13 protein-coding genes are annotated in these 14,553 nt (G+C 56.8%); 12 read left to right on the top strand and 1 reads right to left on the bottom strand.

Annotated elements, in window-relative coordinates; all coding sequences use genetic code 11:
* Positions 1-23: 23 nt before the first annotated feature.
* The 7 genes from ACJO5Y_RS06600 to ACJO5Y_RS06570 all read left to right on the top strand — a co-directional run bounded on the left by ACJO5Y_RS06600 (position 24) and on the right by ACJO5Y_RS06570 (position 8,459).
* Entirely contained in the window at positions 24-1,691 is a 1,668-nt protein-coding gene (locus ACJO5Y_RS06600; protein WP_406985630.1) for an acyl-CoA dehydrogenase family protein, read from the top strand.
* A gap of 62 nt (positions 1,692-1,753) precedes the next feature.
* Positions 1,754-2,674: an SDR family NAD(P)-dependent oxidoreductase gene (locus ACJO5Y_RS06595; protein ID WP_053115135.1), complete on the top strand. Its 921-nt coding sequence runs from the start codon at positions 1,754-1,756 to the stop codon at positions 2,672-2,674.
* Between the two features lie 83 nt (positions 2,675-2,757).
* Positions 2,758-3,615, top strand: coding sequence for a MaoC/PaaZ C-terminal domain-containing protein (locus ACJO5Y_RS06590; RefSeq protein ID WP_406985629.1), 858 nt, complete (start codon positions 2,758-2,760; stop codon positions 3,613-3,615).
* A complete protein-coding gene (locus ACJO5Y_RS06585) occupies positions 3,615-4,838 on the top strand; it encodes a CoA transferase (RefSeq protein ID WP_406985628.1) in 1,224 nt (407 codons plus the stop codon). The genes ACJO5Y_RS06590 and ACJO5Y_RS06585 overlap by 1 nt, the downstream gene beginning before the upstream one ends.
* 56 nt (positions 4,839-4,894) lie before the next feature.
* Entirely contained in the window at positions 4,895-6,025 is a 1,131-nt protein-coding gene (locus tag ACJO5Y_RS06580; protein WP_406985627.1) for a CaiB/BaiF CoA transferase family protein, read from the top strand.
* Positions 6,026-6,070: 45 nt separating this feature from the next.
* Positions 6,071-6,865 carry an enoyl-CoA hydratase/isomerase family protein gene (locus ACJO5Y_RS06575; protein ID WP_406985626.1) on the top strand — a complete coding sequence of 265 codons (795 nt, stop codon included), beginning with the start codon at positions 6,071-6,073 and terminating at the stop codon, positions 6,863-6,865.
* 40 nt (positions 6,866-6,905) lie between these two features.
* On the top strand, positions 6,906-8,459 hold the full coding sequence (locus ACJO5Y_RS06570; RefSeq protein ID WP_406985625.1) for an acyl-CoA synthetase: 1,554 nt from the start codon (positions 6,906-6,908) through the stop codon (positions 8,457-8,459).
* A 60-nt stretch (positions 8,460-8,519) separates the two neighbouring features.
* Here the strand turns inward: ACJO5Y_RS06570 and ACJO5Y_RS06565 are convergent, their stop codons facing one another.
* Positions 8,520-9,299, bottom strand: coding sequence for an enoyl-CoA hydratase/isomerase family protein (locus ACJO5Y_RS06565; protein WP_406985624.1), 780 nt, complete (start codon positions 9,297-9,299; stop codon positions 8,520-8,522).
* 278 nt (positions 9,300-9,577) lie between these two features.
* Here ACJO5Y_RS06565 and ACJO5Y_RS06560 point away from each other — a divergent pair, with 278 nt between their 5' ends.
* The 5 genes from ACJO5Y_RS06560 to ACJO5Y_RS06540 all read left to right on the top strand — a co-directional run bounded on the left by ACJO5Y_RS06560 (position 9,578) and on the right by ACJO5Y_RS06540 (position 14,515).
* On the top strand, positions 9,578-10,024 hold the full coding sequence (locus ACJO5Y_RS06560) for a PaaI family thioesterase (RefSeq protein WP_406985623.1): 447 nt from the start codon (positions 9,578-9,580) through the stop codon (positions 10,022-10,024).
* Between the two features lie 147 nt (positions 10,025-10,171).
* Complete coding sequence (locus ACJO5Y_RS06555; protein ID WP_406985622.1) at positions 10,172-11,239, top strand: C4-dicarboxylate TRAP transporter substrate-binding protein; 1,068 nt, start codon at positions 10,172-10,174, stop codon at positions 11,237-11,239.
* Positions 11,240-11,348: 109 nt separating this feature from the next.
* Positions 11,349-12,425 carry a C4-dicarboxylate TRAP transporter substrate-binding protein gene (locus ACJO5Y_RS06550; protein ID WP_406985621.1) on the top strand — a complete coding sequence of 359 codons (1,077 nt, stop codon included), beginning with the start codon at positions 11,349-11,351 and terminating at the stop codon, positions 12,423-12,425.
* 144 nt (positions 12,426-12,569) lie between these two features.
* The gene (locus ACJO5Y_RS06545; protein ID WP_406985620.1) at positions 12,570-13,169 is read left to right on the top strand and encodes a TRAP transporter small permease; all 600 of its coding nucleotides are present in this window, start codon (positions 12,570-12,572) and stop codon (positions 13,167-13,169) included.
* The gene (locus tag ACJO5Y_RS06540; protein WP_406985619.1) at positions 13,169-14,515 is read left to right on the top strand and encodes a TRAP transporter large permease; all 1,347 of its coding nucleotides are present in this window, start codon (positions 13,169-13,171) and stop codon (positions 14,513-14,515) included. The genes ACJO5Y_RS06545 and ACJO5Y_RS06540 overlap by 1 nt, the downstream gene beginning before the upstream one ends.
* Positions 14,516-14,553 lie beyond the last annotated feature (38 nt).

Below are 14,553 nucleotides of genomic sequence, written 5' to 3'. Positions count from 1 at the left end.
ACCAGATTCGGAAAGGTGTCGTAATGAGTGTCAGTGAACAGGTTGCAGCTCTGGAGCAGGCGGACCGATGTGTCAGTCAGGTCCAGGCGTATGTTCAGCAGGGCCTGAAGAACCTCAAGTCGTTTTCCACGGTTGACGGCAAGCTGGATTCCGATCTGTTGGATAAACACCAGTTGAGCTGCTACGAACTGGCTTTCTGTACCGCGGAACTCGCTGCTTCCGATGCTGTGTGCCGTTATGCAGCGGACGCGGCAACTGAAGACGAGTTTGCCGTCAGCACGGCGCTGGCGTTTTCCGCGGAAGCGGTCAGTTCGGCGATCCAGCGATTGATCGCCCGTGCCGGTGATATGGGGCTGGAAATCGCGGAACTGTCGGCACTCTACACTGACAACGACATCCGTGAACTGCGTTCTGTTTATGGCAGTGGTGAGTTCCTGGCATCGATTGGCGCCACGGTCAGCGAGCGTGGCAGCACCCGCTTGCCGACCCTGCTCAACGAAGACAAGGAAATGGTGCGTGACATGTTCGCCCGCTTTGGTGCGGACGTTGTTGCGCCCCTGGCCGAGAAAATCCACCGGGAAGACCTGGATATCCCGGATGAAATCCTTCAGCAGGCGGCCGAGCTGGGATGCTTTGGAATCAGCATTCCGGAGCGCTTTGGTGGCCTGCAGCCGGACGACCGGGATGACAGCCTTGGCATGATTGTGGTGACGGAAGAGCTGTCCAAGGCCTCCCTGGGTGGCGCCGGTTCTCTGATCACCCGCCCGGAAATTGCCGCCAAGGCCCTGCTGCAGGGGGGTACCCAGGCCCAGCAGGAGACCTGGCTGCCCCGTATTGCCTCCGGTGAGACACTTTGCGCCATTGCCATTACCGAGCCCAACTACGGCTCCGATGTGGCCTCACTTGGTCTGAAAGCGACGCCGGTCGATGGCGGCTGGGTTCTCAATGGCAGCAAGACCTGGTGCACCTTCGCCGGCAAAGCCAGTCTGTTGGTCACCATGGCTCGCACCGAGCCCGACCCGGCATTGGGGCACAAGGGGCTGAGTCTGTTCCTGGTGGAAAAGCCCGCAACGCCGGGGCACCGGTTTGACCATCGCCAGCCCGGGGGCGGCACTATCTCCGGCAAGGCCATAGCCACACTCGGCTATCGCGGTATGCATTCCTATGATGTGTTTTTCGAAGACTATTTCGTGCCGTCCGATCACCTGATTGGCGAGGAAGCGGGCCGGGGCAAGGGCTTCTACTTCACCATGGCGGGTTTCGCCGGTGGTCGTATTCAGACCGCAGCCCGGGCCACAGGGGTCATGCAGGCCGCGTTCGAGAAGGCCCTCGGTTATTCCCGGGAGCGCAAGGTCTTTGGCAGTGCGGTGGGTGATTACCAGCTGACCCGGGTGAAGCTGGGTCGAATGATGGCCACGCTGACGGCCTCACGCCAGTTCAGTTACTCGGTGGCGCGCATGATGGATGAAGGGGCGGGCCAGATGGAGGCCAGTCTGGTGAAGCTGTTCACCTGCCGGGCTGCGGAGTGGGTGACCCGGGAAGCCATGCAGATTCATGGCGGCATGGGGTACGCGGAAGAATCGGACGTCAGCCGTTATTTCGTGGATGCCCGCGTGCTGTCGATTTTCGAAGGTGCGGAGGAAACCCTGGCCTTGAAAGTCATCGCCAGAAACCTGGTGGGTAACGCCTGAACGCCGGCAAATTGTATTGAGCAACATTGATGAATCAAACAAGAGACCTGTAGGAGGGTGTCATGAGCAACAGTAAACTTCTTGAAGGGAAAGTCATCGTCGTTACCGGTGCGGGCCGTGGTATCGGGCGTGCAACGTCGCTGATGCTGGCACAAAGCGGGGCAAAAGTTGTGGTTAACGACATCGGCGGCAGCGCTGATGGTTCCGGCAACGATGCCACGCCAGCCCAGGAAGTGGTCGACGAAATCAAGGCGGCCGGTGGCGATGCTGTCGCCAACTTTGACAGTGTGACCGAATGGGAAGGTGGTCAGAAGATCATCCAGTCCGCCATTGATACGTTTGGTCGCATCGACGGTGTGATCAATAACGCCGGTAACCTCCGCGACGTAATCTTCCACAAGATGACCGAGGAAGATTTCGATGCGGTCCTGGCCGTGCACCTGAAGGGCACCTTCAACGTCAGTCGTGCAGCAGCGCCGATCTTCCGTGAGCAGGGTAGTGGTACCTTCGTCAATATGACCTCCACCTCCGGGCTGATCGGTAACTTCGGCCAGGCTAACTATGCAGCGGCCAAGATGGGCGTTGTTGGCCTGTCCAAGTCCATGGCGCTGGACATGCAGCGTTTTGGTGTGACCTCCAACTGCATCGCACCCTTTGCCTGGAGCCGTCTGATCGGCAGTATCCCGACCGACAGCGAAGAGCAAAAGGCCCGCGTTGCCAAGATTCAGCAAATGACTCCGGACAAGATCGCTACCCTGGCTGTGTCCCTGTGCAGCGACCAGGCGAAGAACGTTACGGGCCAGATCTTTGGTGTTCGCAACAACGAGATCTTCCTGTTCAGTCAGCCGCGCCCGTTCCGTTCCGCCCACACCTCCGAGGGGTGGACTCCGGAAACTGTTCTGGATCGTGTGCTGCCGGCCTTTGAAGCCGATTTCTATCCATTGAGCCGTTCCGCTGATGTGTTCAGCTGGGATCCGTTCTGATCCGGCTGAACCCGACTACGGCTCTGTTCCAGCCTCCGGGTTGGAACTGAGTCGGAATCTAGCTACAGGAAAGGAGAGCAACGGTGGCCATCGAATACGACAAGTTGATGAACCGCAAGTTTGAATGCCTCAAGCATCAGTACACCGAGAAGGACACGATTCTCTATGCACTGGGTGTGGGTCTGGGTATTGATCCCCTGGATGAGGATTGCCTGAAATTTGTATATGAAGATGGCCTCAAGGCACTTCCCAGCCAGGCCAATGTGTTGGCGTATCCGGGGTTCTGGGCGAAGGAACCGGATACCGGTATTGACTGGGTCAAGATCCTGCACGCCGGTCAGGAAATGATCATGCACAAGCCGCTGCCAGCCTCCGGGCAGGTTGAGGCAACCACCAAAATCACCGACATTATCGACAAGGGTGAAGGTAAGGGCGCGTTGATTATTTCCGAGCGCACGGTGCGTGACAGTGCCACCGGAGAGGACCTTTGCACTCTGGTCAGCACGACCCTGGCCCGTGGCGATGGCGGTTTTGGCGGCCCGGCGGTTGCATCTCCCAAGCCGGACCCGATTCCCGAGCGAGAGCCAGACCAGGTGTGTGAGCTGCCCACGCTCGCCCAGGCCGCACTGATCTATCGCTTGTCTGGCGACTTTAACCCCTTGCACGCTTCACCGGAAGTGGCCAGGGCTGCTGGTTTTAAGGCGCCCATACTGCATGGCCTGTGTACCTTCGGTGTAGCAACACACGCCATTCTCAAGACGTTGTGCGATTACGATCCGGCCAGGTTCCATCGCATCCGCCTGCGGTTTTCATCACCGGTCTATCCCGGTGAAACCATTCGCACGGAAATCTGGCGCAACGGTGATGAGGTGGCCTTCCGCTGCCGTGTCGTCGAGCGCGATGTGGTGGTGATCAACAATGGCTATGCCGAGGTCAGCTGATGCAGAGCATACTTTCAGGATTCCGCGTTGTTGAAGGCAGCGCGTTTGTGGCGGCCCCATCAGGTGGGATGACGCTGGCACAACTGGGGGCCGATGTCATCCGCTTTGACCCTATTGGTGGCGGCATTGACTACAACCGCTGGCCGGTGACCGCTGACCAGAAAAGTCTTTACTGGCATAGCCTGAATAAAGGCAAGCGTTCCATTGCCGTGGACTTCCGGCGTCCGGAAGGCCAGGAGCTGCTGACCCGGCTGATTACATCCCCCGGGGAGGATGCCGGCATGTTCCTGACCAACTTCCCGGCCAAGGGGTGGTTGTCCTATGACCAGTTGAAGGCTTATCGGGATGATCTGATTTACATGAACCTGACCGGTGACCGCAATGGCAGAAGTGCGCTTGATTATACCGTCAACTGCAAAGTGGGCTTCCCCTCAATTACCGGCGTGGGCAAGAGCAAATCGATCCCACCGCTGAATAACCCCATGCCGGCCTGGGACGTGATTACCGGCCAGCAAATCGCCCTGGGTCTGTTGGCCGCGGAGCGCCATCGTCTGAAAACCGGTGAGGGCCAGTTGGTGAAGATTGCGCTGGCGGATGTTGCCCTGGCAACGCTGGGCAACCTCGGTTATATCGCCGAGGCGATGATCAATGGAACCGAGCGTGACGCTATCGGCAACGATATCTACGGTACCTATGGTCACGATTTTGCCTGTCAGGATGGCGAACGGGTGATGGTGGTCGGTGTGAGCCCGAACCAGTGGCGGGCGCTCGTCGAGGTTACCGGCACCGCAACTGAAATCAACGAACTGCAAACCCGGATGGGGCTCGATTTCCGCAAGGAAGGGGACCGTTATCAGGGGCGGGAGCAGATTACCAAGCTGTTCCAGCCCTGGTTTGCACAGCGTCCATTCAGTCAGGTGGCAAATGAACTGGACAATGCCGGTGCGTGTTGGGGCAAGTACCAGAGCATCAAGGAAGCCGTGGAATCGGATATTGACTGTTCGACGGACAACCCTTTGTTCCAGATGGTGGAGCAGCCAGGCATCGGGGAGTACCTGATGCCGGATCACCCGCTGAATTTCACCTCACTGGAGCGGGAGCCGGTACGCCGGGCTCCGAAACTGGGTGAACATACTGAAGAAATTCTTGCCGACACCCTGGGCCTGTCCGCGCCGGAGATCGCGAAGCTGTTTGACCAGAAGGTTGTGGCCGGGTCTGACTAAACATAACAAGATCATCGACCGGCATGGTTGCCGGGGGGTGGCGTGGGAGGCGTTGTATGGGACCGCTACATGGCGTCCGTATTATTGAATTGGCCGGTATCGGCCCTGGTCCGTTCTGCGGCATGGTGTTGGCGGATCTGGGCGCTGAAGTCATCAGCGTGGAACGTATGGGTGCCAAAGCGGAAAGGCCTGCACTGGACTGCAGTCGCAGGGGGAAACGATCCATTTCCCTCAATCTCAAGAGCAAGGCCGGTGTCGAGGCCCTGTTGAAACTGGTGGAAAATGCCGATGCCCTGTTTGAAGGATTCCGGCCCGGGGTGGTCGAGAAACTGGGTATCGGTCCCGAGCAGTGCCTGGAGCGTAACCCGAAGCTGATATTCGGTCGGATGACCGGGTGGGGGCAGTATGGTCCGATGTCTCAGGCTGCCGGGCATGATATCAACTACATCTCCCTCACCGGGGCGCTTCATGCCATAGGCCGTCCGGGAGAGAAGCCGGTGCCGCCACTTAACCTGGTCGGTGACTTTGGTGGCGGCGGTATGTTCCTGGCACTGGGCATCGTGTCGGGAATACTTGAAGCCAGGACATCGGGCAAGGGCCAGGTTATCGACGCCGCCATGACCGACGGCTCAGCCGTGCTGATGTCGATGTTCAATACAGCCTATGAGATGGGGCGCCACTCCCTTGAACGAGGCACTAACCGTCTTGATGGTGGCGCCCACTTTTACGACACCTATGAAACCCGCGACGGCAAATACATCTCCATCGGATCCATCGAGCCCCAGTTCTACAATCAGCTGCTTGAAGTGGCAGAACTGCCACGTGAGGAGTTTGCACAGCAGATGGACCGATCACGCTGGCCCGAACTCAAGCAGGCCATTGCGGAAGTGTTCCTGCAGAAAACCCGGGATGAGTGGTGTGAGCTGATGGAGCGGACCGATATCTGCTTCGCACCGGTCCTTGACCTGAAGGAAGCCCAGAATCACCCCCACAACCTGGCGCGGCAGACCTACGTGGAGGTAGGCGGTATTAAACAGCCGGCGCCAGCGCCCAGGTTCAGTCGCACGGAAACCTCTGTCCGGCATGAGGCGCGGCCTTACGGTGCCGATACCGATACAGTTCTGACCGAGGTGGGGTACAGCTCTGAACAGCTTGACGAAATGCGGGCGCAGTCGGCGTGCGGTTGATTACCTGTGGGATTGCACAGGTCCATTCAGGAGGACAATAACAGAATGACCCATTTGCTCTATGAGGTAGAAAACAACGTTGCCTATCTGACAATGAACCGTCCGGAAGCCCGGAATGCGCTCTCGATCGAGATGCGGCAGCAACTGCTCGAAACATTCCAGGCCATGGAGGCGGATACCAATGTGCGCTGCGTGGTCCTCCGGGGGGCTGGTGACCATTTCCTGGCCGGTGGCGATGTGAAATCGTTCATGGCGTTTACTGAACTCACCCCGGAAGAGCGGCGACTCACCTTCGTGAATCGTATCCATGGCCTCAATGCCATCATGTACACCATGCGGCGCTTGCGCAAACCCATTATTGCCAGTGTTCGCGGGGCAGCAGCCGGCGCTGGCGTCAGTCTGGCATTGTGCTGTGATCTGGTGGTAGCGGCTGAGGATGCGTTTTTTACCCTGGCCTATTCCCACATCGCCAGTAGTCCCGATGGGGGCGCCTCCTACTATTTGCCGCGCCTGGTCGGCACCAAGAAGGCTATGGAAATTGCGCTGCTCGGGGATCGGTTTACCTCCGGGCAGGCTCTGGATATGGGCCTGATCAACCGGGTCGTTGCTACCGAAGAACTGCAATCCGAAACCCGGGCTCTGGCAGAGCGCCTGGCCAGGGGACCTACCCGGGCCTACGGCAACATCAAAAAGCTGGTCCTGGAGTCGTCGGACAATTCCCTGGAAGAACAGCTGCAGTCGGAGGTTGAAACCTTCGGCGACAGTGCAATGGCCGAGGACTGGGTCGAAGGTGTCAGGGCATTCAACGAAAAGAGACCCCCGAAGTTTACCGGGCGCTGAGCTCAGTATGGGGAGCGAGTAAGTTCACAGGAGACACGCAGTGACAAATACAACAATCGATAAGGCGTCGTTCAAAGGCATTGTCTGTGGCAGCAGGCACCTGACTCATGAGCAGTTTCAGCACAACATCCGTCAGGCAGCCAACGGTTTCAAGCGTATGGGCGTGCAGCCGGGCGATTGTGTGGGCATTTTCATGCGCAATGATATTCCCTTCCTGACTGCCAACCATGCGGCCAATTATGTCGGGGCCTATGGTGTTCCTATTAACTGGCACCTGGCCGGGGAAGAGCTGGAATATATCCTCAAGGATTGCGGTGCCAAGGTGATCGTAATCCATGCCGACCTGTGGCGCCGGATCCATGATGCCATACCTGGTGGGGTCCAGTGCCTGGTGGTAGAAACTCCCGAAGATATCCGGGCAGCGTTTGATCTGGATCCGGAGGTGTGCGCTGTGCCGGAAGGCGAGACTGACTGGCAGAACTGGCTGGACGCTGAGGAACCCATCGCAGAACCGGCCGAAACCGGACCTTCATCCATGCTGTATACCTCCGGCACAACCGGGCATCCCAAGGGCGTGCGCCGTGTTACGCTGGATCAGGAGGGCGCGGCACAGATGCGTGATTTTCGCTCCAGGGTCTACGGCTGTGCGCCCGGGGCTCGCTGCATGGTGCCCGGTCCGCTCTACCACAGCGCCCCGAACGGCTACAGCATGCAGGCTTCAAAGATCAGCGACCTGTTGGTGATCGTTCCCCGCTTTGATGCCGAGGGAGTGCTGCGGCTGATTGAAGAATACAAACTGACGGCGGGCATTATGGTCCCCATCATGTTCATTCGCATGCTGAAACTGCCTGAAGCGGTGCGCAACCAGTATGACCTGTCCTCCCTGGAATTCATTATTCACGCGGCGGCGCCCTGTCCGGCGGACGTGAAGCGCAAGATGATCGAGTGGTTTGGCCCCGTCATCAACGAGTTCTATGGTTCCACCGAATCCAGTGCGGTTGTTGCCTGTAACTCTGAACAGGCGCTCGCGAAACCGGGCAGTGTGGGCAAGACGGTCCCGGAGGCGGAAATCCGGATTCTGGATGAAGAAGGCAACTGCCTGCCCCCAAATGCCGTGGGGGAAATCTACTCCCGGTTCCCGTTGCTGGATTTCACCTATCACGGCAAACCCGAAGCCCGGTCAGAAATCGACCGGGATGGCTTCATTACCTCGGGCGACATGGGCTATCTGGATGAGGATGGTTTCCTGTTCATCGCCGACCGGGTCAAGGATATGGTGATCTCCGGTGGTGTGAACATCTATCCGGCGGAAATCGAATCGGTGCTGCACAACTACCCCGGGATCAAGGATTGCGCGGTCTTCGGGATTCCCGATGAAGAGTTTGGCGAATCGTTGATGGCGGTGGTTGAAGCGGAAGGCGCTAACGGTATCTGTGTGGAGGAAGTCAAGGTCTACCTCCGCGAGCATCTGGCGGGCTTCAAGGTGCCCAAAACCATCGAGGTCGGCTCAGACCTGCCACGGGAGGACTCCGGCAAGATATTCAAGCGTCGCCTGCGTGATAAATACTGGCAGGAAGTGGGCCGAAAGATCTGACTGTCCAGCATTCGATCCCCCAAGGCAGGCCCCATAAAAAACCTGCCTTGGGGCGAGGGATCAATTGCCGCGAAAGTTGGCCTTGCGCTTTTCCTGGTGTGCACTGATGCCTTCAGCGAAGTCATCCGTATTGAAAGCGGTCTGTTGGCACCGGGCCTCGAGAGTGAGGGTGTTGTCCAGATCCTGGGTTTCCGCCTGCGCTATCTGGTGTTTGATCAGAGCCAGTGCTGTAGTCGGGCCGGAGGCCAGCTTCAGGGCCAGGGTGGTTGCTGTGTCCAATAGCTCATCATTATCCACCACCTGGTAAGCCAACCCCCACTCCAGCGCCTGTTCAGCATTGAAATTACCTCCGGTGAGGGCCAGGGAGGCTGTTCGCCGGGCACCAATGGTGCGGGTCAGAAACCAGGAACTTCCACCGTCCATGACGGCGCCGATCCGGGCGAACGAAAGATGGAAGCGTGCGTCCCGGTTAACCAGCATCAGGTCTGCCGCCAGGGCAAGACTGACACCCGCGCCCGCTGCTGGCCCGTTCACTGCCGCAATGACCGGTACCGGAAGGTTTGTGATCAAACGAATGATCCGATTAATCCCTGCTTCTACCTCCTCACCAATGTGCTCGCGACGTTTGAGGATCTGTTCCGGCTGTACATCGGCTCCGGTGCAAAAGCCCCGACCGTTACCACGAATCAGAACGGCCCGGCAGGACGGATTGTCCGTCTGTTCCTGAAGTAACCCGATGAGCCCTTCACGCATGTCAGGACTGAGTGCGTTCAGCTTGTCAGGACGGTTCAGGGTAATGGTCAGAACATGGTTTGTTATTTCACTCAGTAAGTCCGGCATGGATATTCCTGTTTTCGACATTAATTACTGGAAGGCGCCAGCCATATCTCTGGGCTAGTGTCAGGATATCTGTGGATTGCACTAATGCCTCATATCGGATTGGCATGGGGGGTATCGACAAATTGTAAAGGCTACAAAAGATACGTGGTGTTAGTTTGATGGTTCGCGGTAGGCTGATGGTTAGTTTGCTATTCTCCATCACTATGACAATGAACGAATGTATACAAAGGATGAAATATCCTGTCCTCGAAAAAGCCTTTGACTGATCAGGTGCGCTGATGACTACGAACAACAACCAGAATCTGGAATTTGAAGCAGAAAGCATAAACGGCTTCCGTGAGGTGCTTGGTTTTACCGTGACGGAATGGGCTCCCAACAAGGCTGTGCTTCATGTGGAAATGACCGAGAAACACCTCAACCGTAACGGTTTTGTCCACGGTGGGGTTTTCATGTCTCTGCTGGATAGCGCGGCGGGACTGTGCGGTACCTACTGTACGGTTCCCGGTAACGTCCGGCGCTGCATCACGGTTTCCATGAACACGCACTTCATCAGCCCGGTGAAAGAGGGAAGGCTGAGGGTTGAGGCCAACCTGGTCAGTCGCGGCCGGAAGATGTTTTTTGTCGAGGCCAGGATCAGTTCAGATGAGGGACTGGTGGCAACTGGTCAGGGGGCTCTCCGCTATGTACTGGGCGGTGAACAGGAAGAGGGTGTACCCGCTACGTGACGATCACAAGGTATACTCCTGTGATATAGGTTCTATATAATATGGGTCGTTGTTGATATTGCTTTCCGGTGCTAGTTTTGGAGCTGTGGTAGTCAGCTCGATGTGCTGCACTCAACAAAAACAAGTACCCGATAGGGAAGCAATGCAATGAGATCTACAATCAAGTCACTTCTGGCGGCATCGGTCCTTACCTTCGCTGGTATTGCCCAAGTCTCCGCCGACGTCACACTCCGATACGCCGAGGGCGGGCCTAATCGTGGCACCCGTGCGGCAGCTGTCCAGTTCTTTGCCGATGAAGTCGAACGGCTGTCCTCTGGTGAACTCAAGGTTGATATCCACTGGGGCGGCGCTCTGTTGAAATGGAGCGGCGTGATGGACGGCGTGTCCGCCGGCAGCGCCGATCTGGGCACTGTGCTGTCTTCCTATGAGCCGCAGGAGCTCAAGGCGCTCGGTATCGGTGATATTCCTCTAGAATACTCCGACCCCTGGGTTGGCATGCGGGCGATGTACGACCTGATGACCACCGAATCGGAGCTCAAACAATCCCTCGCCGATAAATCCCTGGTCTATCTGAGTAACTTCAGCACCACCGGCGTTCAGTTTGAATGCACTGAGGGCAATCAGATCCGCACGGTTGATGACATTGAGGGCAAGCGTCTTCGGGCCACCGGTACGTACAGCAATGTGCTGGCGGACCTCGGGGGCAACATGGTGGGAATGACCTTTGGCGAGGTATATCAGGGGCTCGATACCGGGCTTCTGGATTGTCTTGGCAGCTATTTCTACACCATGCGCGCCTACAAGACCTATGAGGTGGTTGAGACGGTTACCCGTGTCGACTGGGGGCAGCTGCTTGGTTTTGCCATCGTAATGAACGAATACACCTGGTCTGACCTGAATGAGGAACAGCAGAACATCATGCTGCAGGCCGGCTCCAATATGATCAATCACTTCGCCCGTCTCATGATTGCCGAATCCGACGACGTCGCGGGAAAACTGAACGACGGTAGCTTTGGCAAAACGGTCCCGGTTACCCGTATGGCTGAAGACGAGCGTCAGAAGATTCTGGATGCAACGCTCAAGTATCGCGACAGCTGGATTGCCGAGGCAAACGAAATGGGGCTTCCTGGTGAGAGGATCTGGTCCAGATATATTGAATTGCTGGAACAGTACCAGGATGAACTCAAAACAGGCGGTTATCCCTGGGAGGGCTGACCGGATTCGGATATGGGGATGCATCTGGTCAAGCCTTCCGGTACCCAGCTGCAGAGGATAGCGCCGGGGTGCCCCTGTCACCCCGGCGCAGGCAAAGAGGATACATATAATGTTTACAAATAAGGTGCTGAAGTCTTTCGTTTTCGGATCTCTGCTTTCACTGGCGACCGCTGGCCAGGCAGCAGCCGAAATGTCATTACGGTACGCGGAGGCAACGCCTAACCGTGGTTCCCGTGCTGAGGCGTTGCAATATTTTGCCGATCAGCTGAAAGAGAAATCCGGTGGTGATATGTCACTGGACATTCACTGGGGTGGGGCACTGCTGAAATACAGTGCCATTCTTGGCGGGGTGTCCTCCGGTACGGCGGATATGGGTACCGTGCTTGCGGCCTATGCACCACAGAAAATGCGTGCGTTAAGCGTTGGTGACATCCCGGTACCTGAGTCGGATCCCTGGGTGGGCATGCGAGCCATGTACGAACTGATGACCACTAACCAGCAGCTACAGCAGGCATTCGCCGAAAATGACGTTGTTTATGTGACCAATTACACGACTACGCCGATGCAATTCGAATGCACTGAGGATGTGCGTCTGGAAACCCTGGAAGATTTCGAGGGCGAGAGGGTTCGGGCTTCGGCGATCTACGCAAAGATTCTTGATGATGTCGGCGCCAACCTGGTGAATTTTACCTACTCGGAGGTTTATCAGGCGCTGGATACAGGATTGGTGAGTTGCTCTGGCGGATACCTGTACGCGATGAAGGCATTCAAGACCCCTGAGGTCACCAGCAGTGTCGCCCTGATGAACTGGGGGCAGATTTCTGGCTTCGCGATGGTCATGAATAAATGGACGTGGGATGACCTGTCTGATGATCAGCAAAAAATGATTCGGCAGGTGGGGTCGGACATGATCGACTTCTACGCTCAGGCAGTGATCAGTGAGAGCCAGGAAGTGATTGAAAAGCTGCCTACCGGGGAACTGGGCAATAAGGTGGAAGTGATCGAGTGGTCCGATGAGGAGAGAGCCAAGCTCTTCGAACAGTCGGATAAGCATATCCAGGCCTGGATTGAGGATATGAACAAAGCCGGTCTGGATGGCAGAGCCATCTGGGAAGAATATCAGGGATTGCTGGAGAAATATCAAACCAGAGTCAACGAGGAAGGCTATCCCTGGCAAAAGGGCTGATGTAACAACATTGGCCGCGAGCAACCTGCCGTCAGCCTGCCTGGCGGCAGGTACCCGACAGCCTGACTTCAACTGATAACAACAATAACCCATAGATCAGACGGATTTGTCCCGGGTGCGGGCAGAATCCTATCGGAGGTGTACATGGTCGTCACTGAGCACACTGTACGAACGCCACTTCACGACCAGTCTTCTGTTTCCTGGAGGGCACTGGGCTACGCGAGAGGTTCACTGGCCTGGCTGGAAAACGCATTCCTGCTGTTCGGCGTGGTCTGCATTCTTGGTCTGTGCGCAATCATCACCACGAGTGTCCTGCTGCGCACGTTCTCCACTTCCGGTATTCCGGATGAGGTGGTGATCGTCGGTGAAATGATGATTGGAGCGCTGATCCTGCCATTGGCGTTTGTTGCCGCCAGTCGTGGATTCATCTCCGTGGAGATTTTTACCCAGAGGCTTGGTCCCAAATTCCAGCAGTTCCTGAATGTTCTGACCGCGGTGGTTGGCCTGGTGGCCGTCGCCCCGATCACCTATGCCGGATACCTGTCGATGGTGGATGCCTTCGAATCCGGGGCCTATTTCTTCGGCTTGATGGAGCTGCCTAAATGGCCGGGGCACACGATGTTTTTCCTGGGGTACTTCCTGTTTTTTATCCGGCTGATTGACCTGGCGATCTACGATTCCCTCGAGGCCCTGGGTGTTATCAAAAGCCGGCGTATCGTAACGACTGATGAGGTATCTGACTGATGGAAGCATCCGTAATTGGTGGCTGGGGGTTTGCCGCCGCGCTATGTCTCATGATCATGCGGGTGCCGATCGCCTACGTGCTGGTGGGTGTTGCCTCTGTGTGCTCGCTGCTTGCCTATGCCTGGCGCCCCGGTGGAGAGTTCATGCTGGAGCGCGGCATGCGCCCGGCGATGGCGTTGATTGAGTCCAACGCCTTTGATTTTATCCATTCCTACTCCCTGAGCATGATCCCGCTCTTTATTGCAGCAGGCCACATTGCCTATCACTCCCGAATCACCACCGATATTTATGAAGCGGTTCGGGTGTGGTTGGCAAAAATGCCAGGGGGGTTGGCGATTGCGTCACTGTTCGGCTGCGGGGGATTCTCCGCGATTACCGGGTCCAGTCTTGCCTGCGCGTCGTCCATGGGCCGTATCTGTGTGCCCGAAATGCTGCGTTTTGGTTACAACAAGCAGCTGGCGACCTCCACTGTTGCCATGGGCGGCACACTGGGTTCCCTGATTCCTCCGAGTGTCCTGTTTATTCTGTATGGCATGTTTACGGAGCAGTCGGTAAACAAGCTGTTCCTGGCCGGCGTTCTGCCGGGCATTCTGACTATTACAGGCTTTATTGTTGTGGTGGTTATCTGGGCCATGCTGAAGCCGGGTGATGCTCCGGCCCCGAAAGATCTGAACTTTACCGGTCGTGACCGGCTGAAAGCTGCGATCAAGGGTTGGCCGGCGCTGATGCTGATGACCATTATCATCGGTGGTATCTACGGCGGATTTTTCACCGCCACAGAAGCAGCCGCGGTATGCCTGGTGTTTGCTCTGACGTTTGGCGTACTGTCACGCCGCCTGACCTGGTCTGATTTCCTGAACTCAATGAAGGAAACGGCGTTCCAGTCCGCGTCACTGTTCTTCATCGCCATTGGCGCCAAGATCTTTGTCTCCTTTGTATCCCTTACCGGCGTGACCGGGGCCTTTGTGGGCTTTGTTGCGAGCCTCGGGCTGGAAAACTGGATGGTGCTCTTCTTCATCGTGCTGCTTTACGTGGTGTTGGGCATGTTCCTGGACTCCATTGGCACCATGCTGCTGACCCTGCCCTTTGTGATTCCCCTGGTGGAAGGCATGGGCATGGACCTGATCTGGTTTGGCGTGGTTGTGGTCAAGTTGTTGGAAATCGGCCTGGTGACGCCGCCCCTCGGAATGAACGTCTTCGTCATTAATAGCGTGGTGACGAGGGAGATCAAGGTACACACCATTTTCTTCGGTGTTATGAAGTTCCTGGTGGCGGATCTCATCGTGCTGGGCCTGCTGGTCTCGTTCCCTATTATCTCCCTGCTGATTCCCAATAGCATGGGGTAATGGGAATTGACGGGGTGCGTCTTCAACGAATGAATGGA

The organism is Marinobacter alkalisoli (genome assembly GCF_045449855.1).
GTDB lineage: Bacteria > Pseudomonadota > Gammaproteobacteria > Pseudomonadales > Oleiphilaceae > Marinobacter.
This window is presented reverse-complemented; position numbering and strand designations above follow the sequence as displayed.